This window comes from Paenibacillus mesotrionivorans, assembly GCF_046098205.1.
GTDB classification, from domain to species: Bacteria; Bacillota; Bacilli; order Paenibacillales; family NBRC-103111; genus Paenibacillus_AR; species Paenibacillus_AR mesotrionivorans.
Genome location: NZ_JBJURJ010000008.1, coordinates 73,927 through 94,626 on the forward strand (window position 1 = coordinate 73,927; position 20,700 = coordinate 94,626).

General features: G+C 43.2%; 27 protein-coding genes and 1 pseudogene. All 28 read right to left on the minus strand.

From position 1 onward, the window contains the following. Positions 1 to 51: 51 nt before the first annotated feature. The 28 genes and pseudogenes from ACI1P1_RS13495 to ACI1P1_RS13630 all read right to left on the minus strand — a co-directional run bounded on the left by ACI1P1_RS13495 (position 52) and on the right by ACI1P1_RS13630 (position 20,694). Positions 52 to 921: a M15 family metallopeptidase gene (locus ACI1P1_RS13495; protein ID WP_416216921.1), complete on the minus strand. Its 870-nt coding sequence runs from the start codon at positions 919 to 921 to the stop codon at positions 52 to 54. A 190-nt stretch (positions 922 to 1,111) separates the two neighbouring features. Then, positions 1,112 to 1,621: a hypothetical protein gene (locus tag ACI1P1_RS13500; protein WP_416216922.1), complete on the minus strand. Its 510-nt coding sequence runs from the start codon at positions 1,619 to 1,621 to the stop codon at positions 1,112 to 1,114. A gap of 16 nt (positions 1,622 to 1,637) precedes the next feature. After that, positions 1,638 to 2,339 (minus strand): lysophospholipid acyltransferase family protein, encoded by a 702-nt coding sequence (locus tag ACI1P1_RS13505; protein WP_416216923.1) that lies wholly within the window; start codon positions 2,337 to 2,339, stop codon positions 1,638 to 1,640. Between the two features lie 106 nt (positions 2,340 to 2,445). Continuing rightward, positions 2,446 to 4,995 (minus strand): beta-mannosidase, encoded by a 2,550-nt coding sequence (locus ACI1P1_RS13510; protein WP_416216924.1) that lies wholly within the window; start codon positions 4,993 to 4,995, stop codon positions 2,446 to 2,448. 99 nt (positions 4,996 to 5,094) lie between these two features. Further along, entirely contained in the window at positions 5,095 to 6,552 is a 1,458-nt protein-coding gene (locus ACI1P1_RS13515) for an amidase family protein (RefSeq protein WP_416216925.1), read from the minus strand. 147 nt (positions 6,553 to 6,699) lie between these two features. After that, entirely contained in the window at positions 6,700 to 7,185 is a 486-nt protein-coding gene (locus ACI1P1_RS13520) for a hypothetical protein (RefSeq protein ID WP_416216926.1), read from the minus strand. A 51-nt stretch (positions 7,186 to 7,236) separates the two neighbouring features. Next, on the minus strand, positions 7,237 to 7,650 hold the full coding sequence (locus tag ACI1P1_RS13525) for a zinc ribbon domain-containing protein (protein ID WP_416216927.1): 414 nt from the start codon (positions 7,648 to 7,650) through the stop codon (positions 7,237 to 7,239). Positions 7,651 to 7,995: 345 nt separating this feature from the next. Next, positions 7,996 to 8,184, minus strand: coding sequence for a hypothetical protein (locus ACI1P1_RS13530; protein WP_416216928.1), 189 nt, complete (start codon positions 8,182 to 8,184; stop codon positions 7,996 to 7,998). Positions 8,185 to 8,207: 23 nt separating this feature from the next. Further along, positions 8,208 to 8,825 (minus strand): cyclase family protein, encoded by a 618-nt coding sequence (locus tag ACI1P1_RS13535; RefSeq protein ID WP_416216929.1) that lies wholly within the window; start codon positions 8,823 to 8,825, stop codon positions 8,208 to 8,210. A 10-nt stretch (positions 8,826 to 8,835) separates the two neighbouring features. After that, on the minus strand, positions 8,836 to 9,282 hold the full coding sequence (locus ACI1P1_RS13540; protein WP_416216930.1) for a hypothetical protein: 447 nt from the start codon (positions 9,280 to 9,282) through the stop codon (positions 8,836 to 8,838). A gap of 318 nt (positions 9,283 to 9,600) precedes the next feature. Then, a complete protein-coding gene (locus tag ACI1P1_RS13545) occupies positions 9,601 to 9,996 on the minus strand; it encodes a hypothetical protein (RefSeq protein WP_416216931.1) in 396 nt (131 codons plus the stop codon). Between the two features lie 318 nt (positions 9,997 to 10,314). Further along, positions 10,315 to 10,575, minus strand: a complete 261-nt coding sequence (locus tag ACI1P1_RS13550; protein ID WP_416216932.1) for a hypothetical protein — start codon at positions 10,573 to 10,575, stop codon at positions 10,315 to 10,317. A 36-nt stretch (positions 10,576 to 10,611) separates the two neighbouring features. Continuing rightward, on the minus strand, positions 10,612 to 11,016 hold the full coding sequence (locus tag ACI1P1_RS13555; RefSeq protein WP_416216933.1) for a hypothetical protein: 405 nt from the start codon (positions 11,014 to 11,016) through the stop codon (positions 10,612 to 10,614). 32 nt (positions 11,017 to 11,048) lie between these two features. Further along, positions 11,049 to 11,153, minus strand: a pseudogene (locus ACI1P1_RS13560) (DNA-binding protein); the annotation flags it as partial. A 21-nt stretch (positions 11,154 to 11,174) separates the two neighbouring features. Next, the gene (locus ACI1P1_RS13565; protein ID WP_416216934.1) at positions 11,175 to 11,948 is read right to left on the minus strand and encodes an SPL family radical SAM protein; all 774 of its coding nucleotides are present in this window, start codon (positions 11,946 to 11,948) and stop codon (positions 11,175 to 11,177) included. 198 nt (positions 11,949 to 12,146) lie between these two features. Then, a complete protein-coding gene (locus ACI1P1_RS13570) occupies positions 12,147 to 12,641 on the minus strand; it encodes a VOC family protein (protein WP_416216935.1) in 495 nt (164 codons plus the stop codon). A 15-nt stretch (positions 12,642 to 12,656) separates the two neighbouring features. Further along, positions 12,657 to 13,127 (minus strand): GNAT family N-acetyltransferase, encoded by a 471-nt coding sequence (locus ACI1P1_RS13575; RefSeq protein ID WP_416216936.1) that lies wholly within the window; start codon positions 13,125 to 13,127, stop codon positions 12,657 to 12,659. Between the two features lie 84 nt (positions 13,128 to 13,211). Continuing rightward, positions 13,212 to 13,718, minus strand: coding sequence for a DUF2569 domain-containing protein (locus ACI1P1_RS13580; RefSeq protein WP_416216937.1), 507 nt, complete (start codon positions 13,716 to 13,718; stop codon positions 13,212 to 13,214). A gap of 39 nt (positions 13,719 to 13,757) precedes the next feature. Beyond that, positions 13,758 to 14,237, minus strand: a complete 480-nt coding sequence (locus ACI1P1_RS13585; RefSeq protein ID WP_416216938.1) for a DinB family protein — start codon at positions 14,235 to 14,237, stop codon at positions 13,758 to 13,760. A 48-nt stretch (positions 14,238 to 14,285) separates the two neighbouring features. Then, complete coding sequence (locus tag ACI1P1_RS13590) at positions 14,286 to 14,711, minus strand: NUDIX hydrolase (RefSeq protein WP_416216939.1); 426 nt, start codon at positions 14,709 to 14,711, stop codon at positions 14,286 to 14,288. Positions 14,712 to 14,836: 125 nt separating this feature from the next. Beyond that, a complete protein-coding gene (locus ACI1P1_RS13595) occupies positions 14,837 to 15,325 on the minus strand; it encodes an AAA family ATPase (RefSeq protein WP_416217135.1) in 489 nt (162 codons plus the stop codon). 49 nt (positions 15,326 to 15,374) lie between these two features. Then, on the minus strand, positions 15,375 to 15,770 hold the full coding sequence (locus ACI1P1_RS13600; protein WP_416217136.1) for an NUDIX hydrolase: 396 nt from the start codon (positions 15,768 to 15,770) through the stop codon (positions 15,375 to 15,377). A 211-nt stretch (positions 15,771 to 15,981) separates the two neighbouring features. Continuing rightward, a complete protein-coding gene (locus ACI1P1_RS13605; protein WP_416216940.1) occupies positions 15,982 to 16,326 on the minus strand; it encodes a hypothetical protein in 345 nt (114 codons plus the stop codon). 780 nt (positions 16,327 to 17,106) lie between these two features. Beyond that, positions 17,107 to 17,529, minus strand: coding sequence for a metallothiol transferase FosB (fosB, locus tag ACI1P1_RS13610; RefSeq protein ID WP_416216941.1), 423 nt, complete (start codon positions 17,527 to 17,529; stop codon positions 17,107 to 17,109). Between the two features lie 514 nt (positions 17,530 to 18,043). Next, positions 18,044 to 18,604: a uracil-DNA glycosylase family protein gene (locus tag ACI1P1_RS13615; protein WP_416216942.1), complete on the minus strand. Its 561-nt coding sequence runs from the start codon at positions 18,602 to 18,604 to the stop codon at positions 18,044 to 18,046. Between the two features lie 268 nt (positions 18,605 to 18,872). Further along, complete coding sequence (locus ACI1P1_RS13620) at positions 18,873 to 19,412, minus strand: hypothetical protein (RefSeq protein ID WP_416216943.1); 540 nt, start codon at positions 19,410 to 19,412, stop codon at positions 18,873 to 18,875. A gap of 162 nt (positions 19,413 to 19,574) precedes the next feature. Further along, positions 19,575 to 19,967, minus strand: coding sequence for a hypothetical protein (locus ACI1P1_RS13625; RefSeq protein ID WP_416216944.1), 393 nt, complete (start codon positions 19,965 to 19,967; stop codon positions 19,575 to 19,577). A gap of 187 nt (positions 19,968 to 20,154) precedes the next feature. Beyond that, positions 20,155 to 20,694, minus strand: a complete 540-nt coding sequence (locus ACI1P1_RS13630; protein ID WP_416216945.1) for a histidine phosphatase family protein — start codon at positions 20,692 to 20,694, stop codon at positions 20,155 to 20,157. Positions 20,695 to 20,700 lie beyond the last annotated feature (6 nt).

Below are 20,700 nucleotides of genomic sequence, written 5' to 3' on the forward strand. Positions count from 1 at the left end.
AACAGATTTAGGGAGGATTGGGATTTCTGCAGCATGTTTGCACCCGCGGCATCACAGAACCACCGTTATAATAACCCCCTCGCGGTTATCCCCTGACACCTCATACTGGCCTTGGGCCGGCACCTGTACGGTTGTATCCCCCGATACCGGGTAATAAAACAGTCCATATTTATCCTTGCCGACCTTTACGGTCATAGATCGTTTTTCCTTCAGCTCGTCCAGATATTCCTCCAGCACCAGATTTTTTTGCTGCATAATGGCGCTGTGCGGCAGACCTACATAGCGGAAATGCCAAGGCTCGTACCGGATGCCCGTAATCTCCGTCTTGCTCTTGGGATAACGCAGAATAAATCCGTATTGCCAGGAGTTCTTCTGCAGCCACTCCCCCTCAGGAGCCTTGCTCATCTCCATCAGCGTTGATCCGATATCCACCGAAAGCCCCGTATTATGTTCGCTGAAGCCTGCCGGCATGGCGTATTGATCCCCCATCTGCTTAAAAAGCTGCTTTTGCTCCTTTTCGCTGCGGTACCCGCTGTTGATGCGGAAGTGGTTCACGCCATCCTCTTCGGCGGCTTCAAACATAACCGCAAGCCGCTCTGCCATCATTTCCGTCAGCTGAACGGAGCTGTCTGCCAGGTTGAAGCGGCTGGAGAGCTCCTTCGTCCCGCTTAACCGGATGTTCTTCAGGTCAGCTCCCTGTTTAGGCACAGCATATTCCTTGTTTACCAAAAGCAAGTTTCCTTTATACACCTGATCCTTTGTTATATGGATGGACATTTTGTCCGAAGCCCCGGCTCCGGCGGTTGGCGTCTGCCGGGTCTCCACCTCCAGCACCTTGCCGGATTCCCCCCGCCAGTCCCCGTTGTAAACACCCCAAGCCAACACAATCAATATACCTAACAGGAATATGATCCTCTTCATTCCGGTCCCCCCTTTCTAACTAGAATAGAGCAAACCTTTTAAAGAACCGGCTGCAAAAAGATTAAATAATCTTAAAGTTTCACCGGCGGATCACTTTTTTGGGTAATGAATTTATGTTCAACCGAAATAAAAGGACCAGATCACACACTACTGCGTGTGTGATCTGGTCCCTTAAATTTTTGTCTTTTCACTACAGAAAATCACTCATCTGCTTTAGATTAGTCTCCAGTGTATGAATAAGCTCATTTAGATCCGCTTCCATCTTGGGAACGCTAGATTCCAGCGCATTAGGGAGTCCCCGAACCGTCAGCCTATAGTTATTCTGGAACCATTCCAACCGAGAATAGGAGTCATATACGTAGATTTCCAATGGGGCAGGCAGAAGCATGTAGAGTGAAGAACTGCGCAGATGGTGAAAGGCGAAAAAGGAGTTTGCCTCCACATAAGCAGTCCCCCCTTCCAAAGCTTCAACGGTTAGCGGGTTATGATGATGGAAAATCCCTTTCAGTTCGATCATCCTATCCAGATTGCTCTTCAATTCAGCATGAATCCGGCGGATATTTTCTGTCAGAAGCAAGCGGTTTTTACGGCTAACCCTGATTTCATCGTCCTCAAATTGCCATCTAACAATCCGGTACGCAATTAAACCGCCAACAATGATGCCCAGTATGTGGATACTGAGGTCTTTTAGCCAGTCCATCAATTAAACCTCCATATCATTTATATACACCCCGGTATTCCTCCGGCAATATTGCAGCGATTTTTCTCATCATCATATGGATGGTGGAATCGTCATACCCTTTTTTATCCTGTTCCGGGGCTCTTCTGGGCAACTCGAATGGTTGGCCGATGCTGATGAACACCTCTGCGGGATAAAAACGCTCTGTCCTCATATCCCCGTTCAGGTTAATCGGCAGCAGTTTTTCTGTCCCGCACAGCCCGATCGGAACGATTGGTGCCCCTGTCATTCTGGCAACAAGAAGAACACCCTTCTTCGCTTCAATCAGGCTGCCGGTTCTGCTCCGGGTTCCTTCCGGGAAGATCAGCAGGCTTTCGCCTTGTTTAATGAGCCTGATCATGTTGGTCAGGCCTTCTTTATCAGCGGTGTTCGGCTTTATCGTCGTCGTTTTGATTACATTCAAGCCCAAGCCGGTTACAGCGTTATTGGACAGCTTCTCCCCGGCCACAAAGGTGGGATCGATCTGTTTTAATACCTTGTCCAGCACCAATGCATCTGAGTTGCTTAAGTGATTGCATATGAAGATAACCGGGGTTTGGAGGCCCTGTAAATGCTCCCCGCCCTGTACATGAATACGGGCATATTGTTGCAGGGATCTCCCGATAATCACCTTGGAAATTGAATTGCTCCATGATGCGGGTAATAATTGAATCAGCTTGGCCATTGAGACAGTTACCATGTGCTTCCTCCTTCCCCTTCCATTATACGATTTCACCCATATATTGCATATATCTTGTAGCAAAAAACCAGACCGTGAAGCACGGTCCGGTTTTGGATAATTCGTCTCAGATCATGTCCGTCATGGATTGGATCCTTACACGCCCAGGGGGGTGGCCGGGAACAAATCGTTTGCCTGTTGGTGGTCGCTCAAGAAATTGAACTGTTTTGGGCCGGCCCGGTATCAAGTCGAAGAAGTTGTCAGAGAAGATTCCCTCTTCCCCAGTCTTAAGCCACACCTGCCTAGCCAACACGTCGGTCTGCAAGGTGAAGCAGGTGCCGTCCGAGCCTGACTCTTCCGTTATCGTAATGTGCGGCGCTGCTAATTCCAACTCCCTGTCTCGAACCAAATAATGCTCCGCACTGCAAAGCACCTTCCCCTGCTCCTCCAGCTTGACGGCCACTACAGCTTTCCGTGGATCAGCTGCTTCCAGTACTTGATTTGCAGGCAGAGTGAATACACGGCCAGACGTATGGCTTCCCACTCCAACAGGAGCGGACCAGGAACGCAAACAGCCTCCATCCAACTCCAGCAGCTCCACCGTCAATTGCCCGCTAACGGGCTTTGGGCTATCCGATATCAAATAAATATCCAGATATCCGCCAATCGAACCGTCCACAGACAAAATCACGTCCTGAAAGCTGCGTTTCACCTCATATTGCAGCGCCTTCCATCGGCCATAATAGTCCAAACCGGCCCAGGAGGCCACAGGCCAGCAATCATTCATTTGCCAATAGAGGCTGCCCATACAATACGGCTTCTTCCGTCGGTGGGCGTGGATCGCCGCTTTCATCGCCAGCGCCTGCTGCACCTGGCTCATATAGAGGAAGCTTGGAAAGTCCTTGGGGTCCTTCAGATACCGGTCCATGTAGCCCTTGATAATCCGGTTGCCTGCACCGTTTTTCTGGTGCGCTCTCATCACCTCGGATTCCAGCTCCAAATCCTCCTGAACGGCATAACGCAGGACAGAATCCAGCTCCGGGAAGGACTGGAAGCCGTATTCACTCATAAAACGCCCCAGATTTACATTGTAGGATTCGAAGGAATCTCCGCTATGCCAGACTCCCCAATAGTGGATATCGCCCTGTGCTGAATTGGAGGTGGCATGCTGTTTTTCATCTCCGCCTAAAGAAACCATCGGGGATGACGGCCAATACGCTGCGTCCGGAGCATGTTCAGTTACCACTTCAGGAAGCAGCCGGTGAAAAACCGCCTCATAATCGCTCCACATTTGCTCCCGCTGCGTGGAGGTATACTGCTTTTTCCATCCCCAGCCCCCATTTTCATTGTACTGGGACCAAGCCGTATCTATCTCATTATTGCCGCACCATAAAGCAATACAGGGATGATTGCGCAGTCTGCGTAGATTATACGCTGCCTCCTCACGGATGCTGGTAAGGAAGGCCTTATCACCCGGATACATGCTGCACGCAAACATAAAATCCTGCCAAACCAATAGCCCGTTCTCATCACAGAGCTCATAAAAGATATCGTTTTCATAAATGCCGCCGCCCCACACCCGCAGCATATTCATATTGGACTCCACCGCCGACATAATCTCATGCCGGTACCGTTCACTGGTTACCTCCGTCAGGAAGCTGTCATTGGGAATATGATTGGCGCCTTTGGCGAATACCGGTACCCCGTTCAGCTCGATATAAAAGGATGCCCCAAAGGAGTCAGGCTCTTGCACGAGCCTAACTCTGCGTAAGCCGGTGCGGACATGCCGCTCCGCAAGAACATCCCTCCCGTCTGCCACATCGCAGATTTCCGCTGTAAAGGTGTACATGCTGGGCTCACCTAGCCCGTTGCACCACCACAGCTCAGGATGGTCTAAGCTCACCTCCAACCGGACTGTCTGAACCCCCTCCTCCAGATGCAAAGGCAGGCTCCAAACCTGTGCTCCAGCCAAAAGGCGCAGAAAAACATCCTTTGGACCATCCGATTGAATGTCTGCTATGGCAGTCAGTTGAGCCGCTTCTGCCGTTATCTCCCGTTGCCGGATATACAAATCAGTAATCCGGCATCCGGACCAGCTCTCCAGCCTGACCTCTCTCCAGATTCCGCTGGTTACAAAACGCGGGCCCCAGTCCCAACCATAATGATACGGGGCTTTACGGGCGAATACGCTGACCTTCTTATCCCCCATACCGCCTATTTCGGATTGGTCATTGGAAGCCGGCAAGGCATAACCCAACTTCTCCAGCTTGGGCAGATCCTCCAGCACAGGAGAGCGAAACTGTATCCGCAGCACATTGCCGGTGGGTTGGGCCAACCCCCGAACATCTACCCTCCAGCCGCGGAACATATTATCTGCAGACAGGATCCGGTGTTCATTCAGATATACGTCTGCATATGTATCCAGCCCGTCAAAAACCAGCTCCAATCCACTTTCTTCAATCCACTCCGCCGGAACATCGAAGATCGCTTGGTATTCCCAACTCTGTTTATCGATCCACTGCAGCTCCCGCTCATTGGTTCTGTAGAATGGATCAGGAATTCGCTGGTTCCGCAGTAAATCCGTATGCACACAGCCCGGCACTACTGCAGGATACCAGTTCTCCTCTTCCAAGCCACGAAATTGCCATTCCGACAAAGTTAAGGTGGTGTTCGCCATTAAGGTTGCCCCATTCGTATTGTTAGTTTTGTTATTAAAATGTTATTTATTATCACAGATTTGTTAGCATAACAAATTCAGGAATCTGGTTTTAGGGGATTATATGAAGCTCCGAAGCGATGGCGGGCGGCGGATATTATGATGCTGTTCAAAGGCATAAGCCAGGCTGATCAGCACAGGCTCTTCATACGCCCGGGCGGCAAAGGCAATGCCGAAGGGTACACCAGCCGAGGTGTAACCGGCGGGAACCACAATAGAGGGGTAGCCTGCCCGTGAAGTAATCCGTGCGCCGAAATCTGCGGGGAACAGCAGCACATCAAGCTCATGCTCGCACATGGTGGCATCAATTCCCTCCTCCTTGCAAAGCCGCAGGTCGGTGAGCCTGTCTTGTAGATATTGGGACTCCGTAAGTGTTCCGGTGGTGGTGTATTCCGCATCAATCAACGTGGATTGTCCATAACGAAGCGTCTGCACCGGATGGGCGTGGTTGAAGTCAATAATATCCTTGAGCGAGCGCATTTTGGCAGCGGGACCGAGTTTGGCCAGATAAGCACCAAGAGAGGACTTGAACTCGTTCAAAACCACAGACGAATATTTGATCTCCCGCGCCGTTCTAATATCCGCCGAATCAACAATGATTGCACCCAACTCACGCATGACGTCCAAAGCACTGTTGAAGATGGCAAGCTGCTCATCAGTAAGCTCCTCAAAATAATAGTCTCGGGGGATGCCAATACGTGCTCCTCGCAGCCCCTCTGCATTAAGGAAGGCCGTGTAATCCTTATGCCGCTTTCCCGCGCCTGTCCAGGTGGCGGCATCCTCCTTATCTTCACCTGTCAAAGCATTCAGGAGCAGCACCGCATCCCGCACCGTGCGGGCCATGGGACCGGCAGTATCCTGGGAGTTGGACAAGGGCAGAATGCCGGATCGGCTGATCAGCCCCACCGTAGGTTTGAGGCCAACAATGCCGCCGAGATTGCTGGGGTTCAAGATGGAGCCGGAGGTTTCCGTGCCCACGGACACGGTACAGAAATTACAGGCCACAGCTACAGCCGAGCCGGCACTGGAGCCGCCTGTTGGGGTGGATATATTGTAGGGATTCAGCACCTGGCCGCCGCGCGAGCTGTAACCTGAAGGCATACCGTTGGTCATGAAGTTGGCGAATTCCGTCATGTTCGCTTTGCCCATGATGACTGCCCCGGCTTCGCGCAATTTGGCTGCCAGAAAAGCATCCTCACCTGCATACGAATCGGCCAAAGCCAACGAGCCTGCGCTGGTATGCATCTTGTCTCCGGTATTGATATTGTCCTTAAGCAGCAAGGGAATGCCATGCAGGGGACTGCGCGGCCCCCACGCAGCACGCTCTACATCCAGTGCTTCCGCGATGAACAGTGCGTCGGGATTGAGCTCCAGCACCGAGTTGACAGTGAGCCCGTTCTTGTCATGCTCCGCTATCCGTTGGTAATACATAAGAACCAGTTGTTTTGCAGTCAACTCGCCGGATTCCATAGCCGCCTGGATTTGCGGTATGGTGGCTTCCACAAGCTCAAAACCCATGGGAATCATTCCTCTTTTCTGATCGATATAATATCATACAAACGCTTACATTAGCCTTATAAAAGAAGCCCGCCCGATCCGTACAACAGCTAACGGTCCGTGCAGGCTATCTTTAATGTTGCGATTCAATTACAGGTGTCTGCTGTATCACGCACCGGCGCGGACAAAACCTTCCTCCGCCAGATACTCCTCCGCCTCCTGCTGCGTCTCAAAGGCCATATCCAGGTTTGCTCCGGCATACAGGTACCACATATCTTCCTCGTGCTTCAGTTCAAGCTTGTTTCCGGCCGCATCGGTCCAATGGCTATTCTGCCTCTTGCCCTTCTTAGGGGTGGGAGCAGGAGTAGAGGATTCATAGGCTGCCATTGCAGCCATCGTGGCATCAAGCAAGGAACGGAGCTCGGCCTCGGAATACTCGCGGATATTTACAAGTCCCTTGCTGTCAACGGGATACCCCTTCAGCAGTCCTGCGTATACAAAACCGTTGCCATTGGGGTGCAGATGGTAGGCAATCGTTTTTTTCTCGTGGCGGCTCTCCTCAAAGTGGTAATTAACCCGACCAAGCGATACATCCTTGCGCTCCAGCTCGGGGTAGGAATCCAATACAGCCAGTTTCTGTTCAAAAGTCAGCATATCGCGCCTCCGGTTTGCGGTTGTTACGTTCAAGTACCCCATTATACCACATTAACTTCGAATTTCTTTACCGCACTTTGGGCAGAACCGGTAGGTTTCTTCCATCACCTTGTTCCCGCAATACGGACAATATTCAAACTGGCCTTCTTTCCTTGCAGGATCGGTTTCAGAAATGGCAGGATTGCTTCTATTGCGTTGATTCACAAACTGATTTAGCGGATCAGGCTCCTCCCGATGGTCCGTGATATCAAAGACCGACATCCGGTTTTGGCCCGTAGCATTCTTGAAGTGATAAATCCCCTGCATAATGGCCAAACCAACAAAAACAATCCCAAAAAACACAAAAAAGATAGGGGCCCCCATACTAGCCGCACTGATGGTCCAGAAGACACCAAACAACCCAACAGCAACACTTCCAACAGCCCCCATCGCAGATGGTCCACGGCCTGGCTTTATGCTTTTCATACGGTAAACCTCCCTTTTCACAAAATAACAGCATTCGCAGAGTTGTATTTCCTCATTCCTCAACCTTCATACGCTTTAATCCGCAGGCGAGCGGGTAGCTGTGTGCCTAACGGCGGTGAGAAACGCTATTTGCCTCAAAACGGGTGTTTTCAAAATCTAACGGAAGCAGGAGACGTTATTAGGTTAAATGAGAGCTTCCAACGGGCAAAATGATGCAAATAACGGCTGTGGCCGCCGTTAGATATTTTGAAGGGGTATTTTGGCCGAAATAAGGGCTCCCACCGCCGTTACAATTCACAGGGCCGGCTGGCCATTGCCTGGTCGTTCTTCAACAACCTTACTTAGTTAAATCTCCTTGTTTCCCTTCAACTCATTCCTGAGCTCCTCCAGCTCTTTCCTCATGAATATGATTTCTTTGGTGAGTCTTGAATTATCGATGGAGTACCGGATGACAAATGAAATGACGGCAAACACAACAATAATAAACAGTAAGGAAATGAATAAACCCATCGAACCAAATCCGCTCAAGGTCATCGGAACCTCCTAATAAGTATTTGCTATTCTGCTCGCGCAACAATGCGTGCAACAGCGGAATCCGCTTTAATGAACAGCGGCAAGGCTATGATCTCGAAGGCGGCCAAGTCCAATAGCTGTTCAAGATTAGTAAGGTTTTCCGCAATGAAAATGCCATTCTCAAATAGAAGCTTATGGACTTCGAAGGGATATTCATCCGGGGAAGGTGTGTCTAATCCGATCATTTTTATCTTTTTTCGTACGAGCAGCTCCGCAAACTCTCTAGAGAGAACAGGATGTTGTTCAAAATACAGTTCTTGTCCAAAGTATTGACTATGCCCTGTATACAGGATTACGATTGTGTCTTCGCTTATCAATTCTTCGTAGGCTTCAAGGTACTGAATGGTTTGCATTCCCGATACATCCAACACAATCCCTTTACCCATAAACGAATCTAACGGAAAATCACTTAAGTATAAATTAGAACTTGTCAGGTGCATCGGCCCATCAATATGCGTACCGGTATGCATATTGATCGTTAACTCATGATTGACAAATCCGTCGGCTTCCAGATGTTTCGTTTGCCTTAAATTCATCTCCGAATCTCCAGGATAAACCGGAATCCGATCCTGAAGCATATGAGTCAGGTCAATCAGCTTCATGGTTACCTCCTTAGTACTCACCGTTGTACTCCAAAAAACTAGTTCGCCTAACTCGCGCTACATGATAAGGGATATATAAGTTTTTCGCTTCTTTGATGTAAGTTTCCAAAAAATGAATTGTAGCTTCAATCATTTCATCCGAATGAAAAACAGTTTCATCCAAGTATCCACCTAATAAAGCCGAATCGCCTTTTATCTTAAGAAAAAGATATCCATATCCAGGATCCACAATTACTAAGTTTATAATCTCCTTTTCTGTCTGTTCCTTGAAACCATCATAAAATCGAAACATATATTCTTGCTCTTTGCAAAAAACATCTACATCACATGAAAAATTATCATGTATAAACTTCATCATGCCACCTAATTCCAAAAAAATTTTGAAATGAATGGCGCGACTTATCAGCGCAAAAGCTTTTTTAAAAACAAAAACCCCGCGGCAAAATAAGGTAGCCATCCGTAACCCTATGGAAATTTACTATTAGTACCTTCATTTACTAGTTGACATATTTAGTATTTTTATAACTTCTTCTTTGGTTTTTGATAGCTTTGTCATCATGTTATGAATTAAGTCATCAGTGAATTCCACTTCAATAGGCCCATTGAAATATGGAAGCTCAAAAAATTCATCACTCGACGGATTATCAAAGCCATAATGAGAGCAAGCCCATAAATCCCCCACCATAAATCATACGAATTAGTTTTAACAAATATTTCATTAAGAATTTTACCCATACAAGGCTCCTTCTGTTCATGTAATGCGTTCGACTTCACATTAGGATTGCCTTTTTCCCCATGGATTTGTCAGATAGGCTGTTATGGCTTCCTGTATATCCGTTTCCGCCTCTTCGCGGGTTAGTCCGATATAGGAAACATCATCAAAGCTCAGTTTATTGGCCGGGTTCCATCTGTTCTCGGAAGTGTCCGGAAATATGTAGGCAGTGACACGTACACATTGGTCCTTTACAAAGAAGGCAAATTCATACATGTCCTCGCCGTTTCTTCTCAATATGGAGTTGGAAACCCAACCAATATAATATAAAGCGTGCTGCTTGTTATGATTCACATGCCAATGCTGCATGGGAGGCAATCCATCCTCCAACGGTTTACGGAACTGGAAAGTCCGCAGCTTTTCCAACCATTCCTCGTCTATCGCTTCATACTGAAACAAGAGCAGCCCTCCTTTATCCACAATCAAAATACCTGCAACTTAACTTAACAATCTTTCCCTCAAGTATACAAGAGAATCCAATTTCTGCATATAAAAAACGCTGCAACCTGATAATCCAACTCATGACAAAAAGCCCTTTCGTTTCCCAATGGGTTTTATGGAAGGGCAATATCTTTTCGAAATTTTAAACTCCAGCCACATGGTTTAAGGATTCATCATTTTTTCTAGTAATGGTTTCATTTCATCAGAAACAATAATCACATCCTGAATTTGGTAATCCCCACCAGGTGCGTGATTGACCAATACCATTTGACCGTTTCATAACGTAACAAGCGAATATGACTTATAGTCTGCCTTAGAATCATCAAGTTCCCTTAGTTGATTAAATAATTCTTTTGTGGCTTTTGACTTTCGCTGTTCAAAAAATAAAGCTTGGAATTTTTCATAACTATTTAAAGAAATGGATTGCTTTAATTTAATAGCGGTTTCAATGGGGCCCTCTTCATTGTCTTTTGCACACCCTACAGCAATTACAATTAGAATTGTAGATACCAGGACTTTCATTACTTTATTAACCATCTATATTACCCCAATCTTGCATGTCCATGTAAAGCTTCATCTCTCCTCACCATCTTTGTACTCATATAATTTTACATACTCAAAGCCTGATGAAGCTAGAATATCATGGAGATACTTCTCTTGCTCTTCGATTGCTACATGATAAGGTGGTTTTTCATCGTTGAGACTAGCAAAAAGGATCCAACCAACATCCTCATTCGAAAACTTATATTTCCCTTCTAAATCTTTGTTGGGATACACCTCTAAATAAACTTGTTTTTCTTTGTTTAAGTTCCAGTAAAAATGCTTATACACATAGGGAAGTCTTGATTCCAACATGCTTTTGTTCTTATTTTTTGAGAAAGTTCTATTTAAAGGTTCCATAAAGCTTTGCAACGCACTCATGAGTGCCTTTTCATCCTTACTTTCACACACAAAACCATATTCAATCATTTTATCCATTTTAAAGTCCTCCTCTGCTCGCATCATAGTATTTAGTCCCCAAATGATAGGCCTTTCTCTTCGAGGGCTTGTCGAATTCTTTCAAGGGCTTTTGGTCCCATCCCATGTAATTTGAGAATTTCGGCTTCACTAATCTTTAATCACTCCCATTATTTTCGTTATTCAAAAACAAAGCGGATTCTCTTATGTTTACTCCACTTTTCTTTCATACTCTCATAATAAATATCTCTACCGTTATAAATAATATCATGGTATGTGGTTACCAAATGAGGGTAACGACGTCCGATATACGATTCTAATGCCAGGGCAGGCCTCGTGCCGGGTTTGATTCTAACCTTATCTAAAAACACCTGAATATCATCATCCAACGCGTGAATCATTGCATCTACATCTGTTATTCCAGGCAGGACCGGGGTGATAAACACCCATACTTGAATCCCTATTCGATGCAATTCATTGGCAGTTTGTATATTGCCCAGGACTGACATATCGTCTACCTTAGTGAGCTGATTGAGATTAGACAGCCCCAACAGCAAAGTAAATTGATCTCCCATTGCCTGGATGATATCAAGATCCCTGAATATAAGCCTTGAACCAGACTTCGTTGTCAACATACATTTCAGGTTGAGCTTATGGATTTCCATTAAGCATTTTCTCGTCAACTCATATTTCCGTTCTATCCCCATGTATGGATCACACCTACTGCCGATATACACAGGCTCCGTTTTACTCCAGGAGCTAACCTCTTGCTGAAGGACTTCCGCAATATTAAGCTTCACCTTCAAGTCGAGATTCCAATTTTCATCCTCCAGTTGGAAGCAATATGGGCAGCCTACCGAACATCCATCATATGGGTCAATAATCGGGATAGTTCCTCCGTCCGGGGGATACTCGTAAGTAACTGCATGGTTGACACAGATTTTTTTAATCATTTTACCATCTCCCTGTTTGGGTTAATACCAAGATGGTAAATGAATTGCCAAAAAAAGTATAGACTTATACTTAGCGATTTGTTATGATGTTGAATAAGGTCTTGAAAAAAATAGGCATACGCATCCATGGGTCATATGATGATCGATGGTTTTTTGTATGCAGGTACCACTTCTGTTATCCCGGATTTCCGTGATCAATCAAGTCAATTCCTGCTTTTCCGTTTCCATCTGACTGTTCAAAATTCTTCTGACCTCATCCTCTGTATAGCCTGTCTTGTGTGCAATAATGGATTCGGTCATGCCGGATTGATACATGTTAACCAGTGCCTGATTCATATTTTCTGCAATCTCCACGATATGATGATCATAGTCGTAGAACCGCAAAACCTTTTGTCCCCAAGGCTGTTCCTTGATATCATGCACAAGCTCAAAACCATTGGCGATAATCGTATCCCGCAGCGTATGGATATCATCAAATTCAAAATATACAGCCAAATTGTGTGCTTTGGATACAATGTCATCATGATCGATGAGTTCAGCAAAAAACGATTTTTTATAAAGTGCAAAACCAACTTCAAAGCCAACATTATAAATGCCAAAGTCTGCCTCTACCCTGCATCCCAGCAAACCTTCATACAGCATTCTGGATCTCCTAACATCCTCCACCACCAAAATAACCGCTTTGAATCCCACTTACATCCGCTCCATTTAGATCAGAATGTGTAATATCTTCATTCCATTTTCGGTTTCTCCCGTATCCACGAACCCTAATGAAAACCAATAGGGCTCACCATTTTCCTGATTGGCAGTTAACCACAGATTCTCAATTCCGAATTTCATAAACTCTTCCTTTATAAATTCGTACAGCATTCTGCCGAGACCCTTTTTTCTAAAGTCAGGGATAATATAAAATTCCATTATATATCCCCATCCCACACGCTCACTTCGATCCACTTTAAAATGGGCAAAGCCAATCATATGGGCATTGACCTTTATCCCAACTAACCATCGTTCCGTTTCATTTTGCCGATTCAGGATACTGTTAAGGAACTTGTTATGTATCTCCAAGGACTTATCGGGTGCTACTTCTTTCATATATGCATAACCTAAATTCAAAAACTCTTCGCAATGATTAGAATTCTGCCTGCTAATACGAATATAATCCACACTAATCTCCATTAGGTCTCCTTTTGCCCGCAGCACTTAAACGTAATTACTTCCATTGGTACAAAAAGCAATTGAATAGATTTTGAATAGCCTTCTCTACTTAACAAACGTATTCTTAACCCTCACGGATCTTAAGAAATAGGGTATCCATATCAAACATGTGAAAGTTCCTTTAGCAATATCCTTAGCCAAGCTTCCGTCATCTATTTCCCTCCAATCGGGAATTTGGAGCATCAATATATATTCGAACACAGAAATCAATAAACTTGCGCTATAAAAGACTATTATTAATCGGGGCACGATCATTTTCCGCTGATAGAAACGGACTATAATGTAAGCAGAAAATAGAATGATACCGATGTTCATAAGAAATTCGAATAGGATCGTAGGTGCCCATAAGTGATGATATTGTAATGAATCTTTCGAGGTTAACGCGGTCCAAGTCTCCGAATAAAAAGATGGGATAGAATAGCTGAACAAATTCACTAATGCTAATAATAATGTAAGTATAAGACCAAGCTGAATGAAAATAAGCCATCCACCCAATCCGGATTTACCCAAGGGGGTTAGATCATATTGATCCTCCCGTAATCTTGTTTCCAATCAATCACATCCTTTCGGAATAAACCTTTAAGATCATTGTTATTTATCTAACATTTGCTTCTTGAGTAACATGATTTGACCAATGTGATAGGCATTATGGGTGCATAAATTGGATACCACTCCCCACCATGGAGCATTGAAATATGTAGGTATAGTTGTAATAAGTTTAGAATCTTCACAATCCTGGAGTACCTTTATCCAGCTTTCATATACCGCCTCAAGCTTGATTAAAGTTTCTCCCCACTCATATTCATTAATGCCATGAGGATTCAAGTAAAAAGTTTCTTCGTTATCTAAATTAACAATCTCGATACGTTCAAGTTTAAATCTCTTCAGCCATTTCTCATTCCAAAAATGAAGATGATTCACGATTTTCCAAATCGATTGTTTGCATTCATTTTCTGCTGCAGCTTGCTCCGCCGTTAATTCCGCTAGTATTTCTTTGAGAGGTAAAAACCAGCTCTTATCGTTGTAACATGCAGTGATTTGGTCTATCAAAATAGATTTATAGCTCACCATTCATCCTCATTTCTTGTAGTTCATGTTAGATTGAGTATCTCGATCTTCTCATAAACAGAGCTTTTTTAAACCTTTATCCAATAATTGTGGTTGTATGGAGGGATAGGTCAAGTTACTCGGTAACTCCTTCATACAGCTAACTTGTCCAATCTCACTTTCAAGAGGCAAAGAACCAAGCTCCGTTACTTCCGAGTAAAATAAACCTCCATAGGATTCTTCACCACTATCGTGTGTAACAGAATATATTAACAAGGGATATAACTCAAAAGTCTTCGCACCTGTTTCTTCATAGAGCTCACGCCTTGCAGTTTCTTCAATTGATTCGTTTTGTTCTCTTCTTCCTCCAGGAATCTCCCAGGTTTGTCTGTCCTTATGCCTCACATAAATCCACTCATTATTATATCTGGTTAGGATAACTGCATATTTCAACTTGCTATCATCAATACTATTTAATTCATAAAAATGAACATGCATCTCCGAATCACCTACCTTACACCTTCGAATATTTATACAAAGTTACCATCAACTACCTCACTACATTAATCCTAGTCTACCATATCCATCCATAAATTAATAGAATGTTTGTTCGGTTTTTTACACTATAATTCTTGTATAATTCTTTTTATAGTCTCCTCGAGACTAATGTTAGACGTATCTATTTTGAATGTCTCCATGTCCTCATATAGTCTTTGCCTACGGCTGCTTGCTTCGAATTGTTCCTGCGTTCGGTTATCCAGTAACATCCGTTCTCTTAAGGATTCATGGGTGCAAGTTAATGTTATTCTTGTAAGCTCATATTCAAAATCTTGAATGCCCTCAAGAATCCTTTTTGTGATTTCTTCTCGATGCAGGACCCAACTCATTACAATATAATCAAAATTCGAATTACTGAAATAACTACGCAGTAAATAAATGATATTACGCTCCACCATCCTTATATTCTCTTCTGTAATCATCCAAGGATTCATCATCCAGCACCAATCACCATCAAGCCAAACTGACTTTGGAAGAGATTTATGCAGCTCTTTACTAACTGTGCTTTTTCCAACTCCCGGTACGCCATTAATAATTATCAATTTTTTCTTCATTGGATTCACCTACAGCTCCTCCGTTACGATGGAGTCTTTTCTTTTCTCTTTATTTCTTATTGATCAGCTGCCTGAAAAAATAAATAATTTTAGAATCATTTATTCCAACATCACCCGGTTCCTTTTTCCTTACATAATCTAAGATTTGTGCCTTTCGGTTTGGAACAATGAACAAGGGCAGTTTGTTGAAGGTAAACCACTCCATGTTTGCCGTTTTTGGCCCATTAAGAATTTGCTGTCCGCCGACACCCCTTCCAACCAAGATATGCTGAATATCCTGATACAAAGGCCTATAGTAACATCCGATCTTTCGAATGATCACGATTTCCAGCCCGGTTTCTTCCTTTGCCTCTCTAATTGCACACTCAAAATCCGATTCACCATTTTCTAGCGTGCCTCCAGGTAAATCCCAAACCGGACATCCCGCCTTTTTACCAACAACAATTTATCTCGGGCATTATTTATGATTATTGTAAAGATCTTGGCTTACAGACATTTATTCATTCGCCCCTTCACCAATGGCCCAACTGAAAGAGCCACCTATTCCGCGGCTCTTCCTCCCATGGACTTTCCATCTATACACCTCCTGTACTCGTTTAGCCATAAATACCTTAAGCCCCTACTTACGATTCACTTATGGGGAAGTTTGATTCTGTCTATTTCTTGATTTCCTTTGTTATACAAAACCATTCCTGAAGTGAAATCCAACTTTGTTTTTTAATAGGCGTTACTGTTAGATAAAACTCTCCTTCAGGTATTATTACGTCATACGCTTCATCTTCTATGTGGGCACGAATATGTTTTACGGCTAGACTGTTTCGACCGGCTAACATTAAGAACTGACCATTTTTAGTTTCAATGATCCTTTCTCGAATTTCATTGGTCCCATGTCCTGCATAATAGTATTTATACCTGTTATTAAACCCTCTTATTAACTCACCTGACCCTAACCGATCCCCCACTGTAAAAGTAAAAACTAATTTGTTGTCCACTACTTTCATGATCCGCATTTTAATATCTGAATTTAGCCTGTATTCAGTTTCCCTTTCTACAGTTCCTAGAGAATTCTAAATGTTATATAAAACCAGTACCGTAACACCTAGTATTAACTTCTTCACTGTTTCAAGAACCTCCAGAATCGCATTGTGCATACGAGACTTTGAACCATCTTAAGCAAATTTTATGATTTTATCCTTGCTAATCTCATCCCTTTTGATTAATAATCCTTCTCGATTGTAACCTTGGATTGTATAAGATAATTTCTTTTTTAATAACATAAATGCAAAGGTCTTATTAAAGTCCTTCATATAAAAGCCCTCCGGGTTTTCTGAGTTAATAATAATGCGATGACATCTATCGTTATCATATATTGCTGTAAACAATAGACAATTACCCAGAGTGTGCAGATAATAAGTGATAGGTTCAGGACTAGACAAATTAAAGTCTATTCCTTTCAAACTAATCAACCCATTAAATCTCCAGTTGAAAATAGATCTTTTGCATAACACTCCAAAGAAGTTGAAAGTTGAATGATTGATCATGCTTGAAAAGAATAGAGTTTTGGCCTTGGATGTAACTCTTCTCCTCACTATCCGCTTTGTGGATTTCTTGAAGTTTAGGATATTTCAGAAGGCTTTTGCCTATTATGGACTGAAAATCAATGTAGTTATCATTCACTGATTTATAACCTGCTCTCTTCAAAACTTAAGGTGATTGTAACGCTACATTGATGCCTAAGGTCCCCCGCGTGAAAACAGGATGTTCGAACTTCTACTCTACTCTTATTCAAAAAATTGCATATGCGTTTTGTTTTCCCTATAATATTCCATTCTGTCAATCAATTGACCTGTATGAAGCTCAAATTTATGTCCATCGGGGTCTGTAAAATAAATGGATTTTTTGTCCCTTTCATCTCGCTTTCTTCCAGGTAATATATTTACACCTAACTCACTCAATTTATTAGTGTAAGCTTCGTATTCTTCATCCAAGATGGAGAATGCAATATGCGTGTACGGCTTATTCAACTCGCTTCTGTCAATATTTGCTTCCTCATTTAACGCTACCCATATGCCGCTCAAATCAAAATAAGCAAGTTTTCTGCCCTTGACCAAGATCTTGGCGCCAAAAACCTGCTCATAAAACACAATTGATTGTTCTAAGTTGGATACAGAAAAGCACAGATGGTTTAGCCCTTTAATTTGCATAAATGCTTCACCTCTGGATCAGTTTCAAGATTTCATATGAGTTTCAAAATCCGTTCCACGGTCTCAGAAACGGTTAATTCCGTTGTATTAATCCTGGGGTAATCCCATTCATCATATATTTGCCTGGTATGTTTGAGGGCTTTTTCAATCCGTTTCCTCACACTCCAGAATGACGGGGTGAAGTTCAAATTCAATTTTACTATTCCCCAAAAGCTGAATAACCGAATCAAAGATTTCCTTTCGCGGTCCATGAAATCCGTACGGGAATATGACCGTTTCGATAAAATCACATGTAAAACTGTTTATCATCAACGCGCTAATATTTGCTTTGAAAAGTTCGATGGTGTCGTGGTTAACTCAAATGGGTTTATGCTCACTATCGATACAAGCCGAATTTGGCAGGTGACTATGAAGTGCTTTACTGACAGTCGATTTGCCTATACCATTAGCTCCGCAAATGAAAATGAGCTTTTTCATGCGATGCATCATTCTCCTTAGGATTTCTGCATTTTCATCAAGAAAATTGATTTACATGATCGAGAGCACTTCGAATATCCTGAGCGATCATGGTTCGTTTGCTTTTTTCAATATTAAAGCTATCTCCCGTCTGCGTGTAGGAAGGATAAAACCTTATTCCTTTATGGATGTATTCTTGGTTGCGGATCTTATAAGTTGAACCGGCAGAAATGACCCGCACACCATCTTTCCGCTTGAATATGTAATTAACCGCCTTAATGGCGAAATCCCCCATACACATGATCACACGGACATTGGGGAACAAGTCTATCTCTTGCTCAAGAGGAAAACTGCAGCTCTTAATGGTCTCCGCGGAGACCAAATAGTCTTTTTTTGTGCATTTTATAGCAGTTGTCAAATAAATCCCTTTATCAAGTAATTCATCGGGATGCTCTATCTTCAATCCAGCATCCGCAAAAGCCGTTTGCGTTGTTTGAAAAAACGTAGCATGAACTCCGCTATAAAAATAATCCTGCATTTTCTGAGGGATGGCTTCTGAAATCATGATCATTTTTATATTTTCCGCCTTACAGTTGACCACCGGGTATAAAGCTTCCATGTTCACATCCTTGCATATCTGTTTACAAAAGGGATTGATCTCCGTGTGCAACTCAATCATCCTCTCTCACCATACCCGTTTAGTTTGGATCGTATTTAACAGCCCTTCATCTTTTTCCAATACTTCTTACTCCGCACCTCCTCCTCCTGCTGCTGGGCAGATTAAGAGAAGACCGTCAACCTGGGAAACACGTTTATGAATAATTCCCCGGACTAAAGACCCGCCATAGGATTCACCTGCTATCCCTATTTATTGTTCACCCGTACCCCTATGAATGCACCTGCAACACAGCCATATTTTTACCACGATAATCTTGAAAAAAGCCTTCCAAAAACTCCATCCACTTTTTTTCGGGTTCGATATTAGCGGGATGCTGGTTAAATTGGTTCTCGAAATCTAAAATCGGCTTATACCCGAAATCCTGCTCAGAATGCCACATCCCATCCGGAGTGACCACAGAATACGGCAATACTTCCTTCATCAAATCAGATCCTTTTTCTATACCATCCAACCGGAAGCTGTCCCAACGCCCTTGTAGATTAAACGTGGTAATCCAGAAATATAATCCATTCTCTATACCTTCATCCTTTCCATGAACCTTCAGGTGTTCCTCAAATTCGTCCAGATGATGAAATCCGTTTCGTTTTGCAATTTCTAATGTTTCTTCTTTTGAAAAGAATTGTTTATAAGGTTCAACCTCCAGCTCGGAATTATAAACAGCGATGTGGTTTTTCAGAAAGTCATAAACCGTTTTATCATTCGTTAATAAATCATCGGGCAAAACAACATAACAGATGCTTTTCATCACAATCACCATCCCAATATCGGTTTACATTATCGTTACATGGGTTTGTAACAAGCTTGTGTCGGGTTATCTGCTAATTTCTGACCTACTGAAATCCATCTTATATTCATGGATTCATCTGATTCTTTATTTTCTCTTCTCAAACAATCAAAAATATTTTCATTTTCACTCGTTATCGTTGACTCTATTCAATTGATTGGTTTCTGCACTTTCAGTTAACTTTGCAGACTCTTCCTCAATTTTTCTCACGATAAAGTTTCCTTGAATATGGATTCCTTTCGTAACCTTCAAAGCCAGCCACATAGGAAGAAATAAAAGTACTGAAAAGATGACGCCAAATATTAACATAAACAAAGGGGGTCCGAGTAAATTAAAGATGGTTTCCTCTATTCCTGTAATTTCCCTTCCATTCCATGTTGTCTTAACATTACCGCCAAACATAGAAGCTATTGCAAATATAACACCTAAGATGCTACCGAATGATATTGAAATGGCTGCATTAAATTTAATGAATGAGACAAAACGTAAGTGTTTGATAACGATTTCATTTTTTGTCAATGACTTTCCCCCTTAAATAGGATTACCTCAATTGCATTTAACGTTCCCGTGATGGCCATTTGGCGCCGTCACTTAAAATTTGCAGGGTTGTCTGCTGATTCCGCTTCCCCGAAATCCTTCTATTAGAACAAGGTCGCCAGCCCGCCGCGTGAATACGACCTTATGTACTGATGTCCGCTTCTTCGTACTACCTCCACAAATGCTCTACCCTCACCCCTCGAGTATCTATTTCTAGCTTATATATGTCTGGGTTCTTCAGATTTTTCCATTCCTCAAAACCAAATTCCTTTGTATAATGCCTTATAATCAAGGATAATAATGCTCCGTGCGTAACTACAATGATATTCGATTCCGGCCTTTCTAGTTGTTCCTCTATAACTTCAATCCCTCTCCTCATTGCTTCGTTTGAGGATTCTCCACCTTCAAACTTCAAATCCATATCTCGATAAGTTGCTTCCAGTTTACCCATCCAATTCTCTAAGTCAGTTGTACTTAATACCCGTTCCTTCAATCGCTCATCAATTAATATCTCCTTTTCAATAGTGTTAGCAAATGGGGTTATAGTCTCTATGGTCCTTACAAATGGACTTGATATTATCATTTCAATATCCTTATCCCTAAAAAAATCAATTAATCGGACGGTATCTTCCTGACCCTGCACTGTCAAAGAATCTTCAGGTGCTTGGCCAACCGCCTCGCAATGGCGCACAAGATAAATTACTTTCAATAAATC

What these genes read in the sequence shown, in the direction of transcription:
- fosB (WP_416216941.1), bottom strand. Translation starts at nt 17,529, where the DNA reads ATGCAAATTAAAGGGCTAAACCATCTGTGCTTTTCTGTATCCAACTTA.
- ACI1P1_RS13540 (WP_416216930.1), bottom strand. Translation starts at nt 9,282, where the DNA reads ATGGCTACCTTATTTTGCCGCGGGGTTTTTGTTTTTAAAAAAGCTTTT.
- ACI1P1_RS13585 (WP_416216938.1), bottom strand. Translation starts at nt 14,237, where the DNA reads ATGGTGAGCTATAAATCTATTTTGATAGACCAAATCACTGCATGTTAC.
- ACI1P1_RS13515 (WP_416216925.1), bottom strand. Translation starts at nt 6,552, where the DNA reads ATGGGTTTTGAGCTTGTGGAAGCCACCATACCGCAAATCCAGGCGGCT.
- ACI1P1_RS13520 (WP_416216926.1), bottom strand. Translation starts at nt 7,185, where the DNA reads ATGCTGACTTTTGAACAGAAACTGGCTGTATTGGATTCCTACCCCGAG.
- ACI1P1_RS13525 (WP_416216927.1), bottom strand. Translation starts at nt 7,650, where the DNA reads ATGAAAAGCATAAAGCCAGGCCGTGGACCATCTGCGATGGGGGCTGTT.
- ACI1P1_RS13505 (WP_416216923.1), bottom strand. Translation starts at nt 2,339, where the DNA reads ATGGTAACTGTCTCAATGGCCAAGCTGATTCAATTATTACCCGCATCA.
- ACI1P1_RS13605 (WP_416216940.1), bottom strand. Translation starts at nt 16,326, where the DNA reads ATGAAAGTAGTGGACAACAAATTAGTTTTTACTTTTACAGTGGGGGAT.
- ACI1P1_RS13535 (WP_416216929.1), bottom strand. Translation starts at nt 8,825, where the DNA reads ATGAAGCTGATTGACCTGACTCATATGCTTCAGGATCGGATTCCGGTT.
- ACI1P1_RS13575 (WP_416216936.1), bottom strand. Translation starts at nt 13,127, where the DNA reads ATGGAGATTAGTGTGGATTATATTCGTATTAGCAGGCAGAATTCTAAT.
- ACI1P1_RS13530 (WP_416216928.1), bottom strand. Translation starts at nt 8,184, where the DNA reads ATGACCTTGAGCGGATTTGGTTCGATGGGTTTATTCATTTCCTTACTG.
- ACI1P1_RS13590 (WP_416216939.1), bottom strand. Translation starts at nt 14,711, where the DNA reads ATGCATGTTCATTTTTATGAATTAAATAGTATTGATGATAGCAAGTTG.
- ACI1P1_RS13565 (WP_416216934.1), bottom strand. Translation starts at nt 11,948, where the DNA reads ATGATTAAAAAAATCTGTGTCAACCATGCAGTTACTTACGAGTATCCC.
- ACI1P1_RS13500 (WP_416216922.1), bottom strand. Translation starts at nt 1,621, where the DNA reads ATGGACTGGCTAAAAGACCTCAGTATCCACATACTGGGCATCATTGTT.
- ACI1P1_RS13615 (WP_416216942.1), bottom strand. Translation starts at nt 18,604, where the DNA reads ATGGAAGCTTTATACCCGGTGGTCAACTGTAAGGCGGAAAATATAAAA.
- ACI1P1_RS13555 (WP_416216933.1), bottom strand. Translation starts at nt 11,016, where the DNA reads ATGGATAAAATGATTGAATATGGTTTTGTGTGTGAAAGTAAGGATGAA.
- ACI1P1_RS13495 (WP_416216921.1), bottom strand. Translation starts at nt 921, where the DNA reads ATGAAGAGGATCATATTCCTGTTAGGTATATTGATTGTGTTGGCTTGG.
- ACI1P1_RS13595 (WP_416217135.1), bottom strand. Translation starts at nt 15,325, where the DNA reads ATGAAGAAAAAATTGATAATTATTAATGGCGTACCGGGAGTTGGAAAA.
- ACI1P1_RS13550 (WP_416216932.1), bottom strand. Translation starts at nt 10,575, where the DNA reads ATGGTTAATAAAGTAATGAAAGTCCTGGTATCTACAATTCTAATTGTA.
- ACI1P1_RS13510 (WP_416216924.1), bottom strand. Translation starts at nt 4,995, where the DNA reads ATGGCGAACACCACCTTAACTTTGTCGGAATGGCAATTTCGTGGCTTG.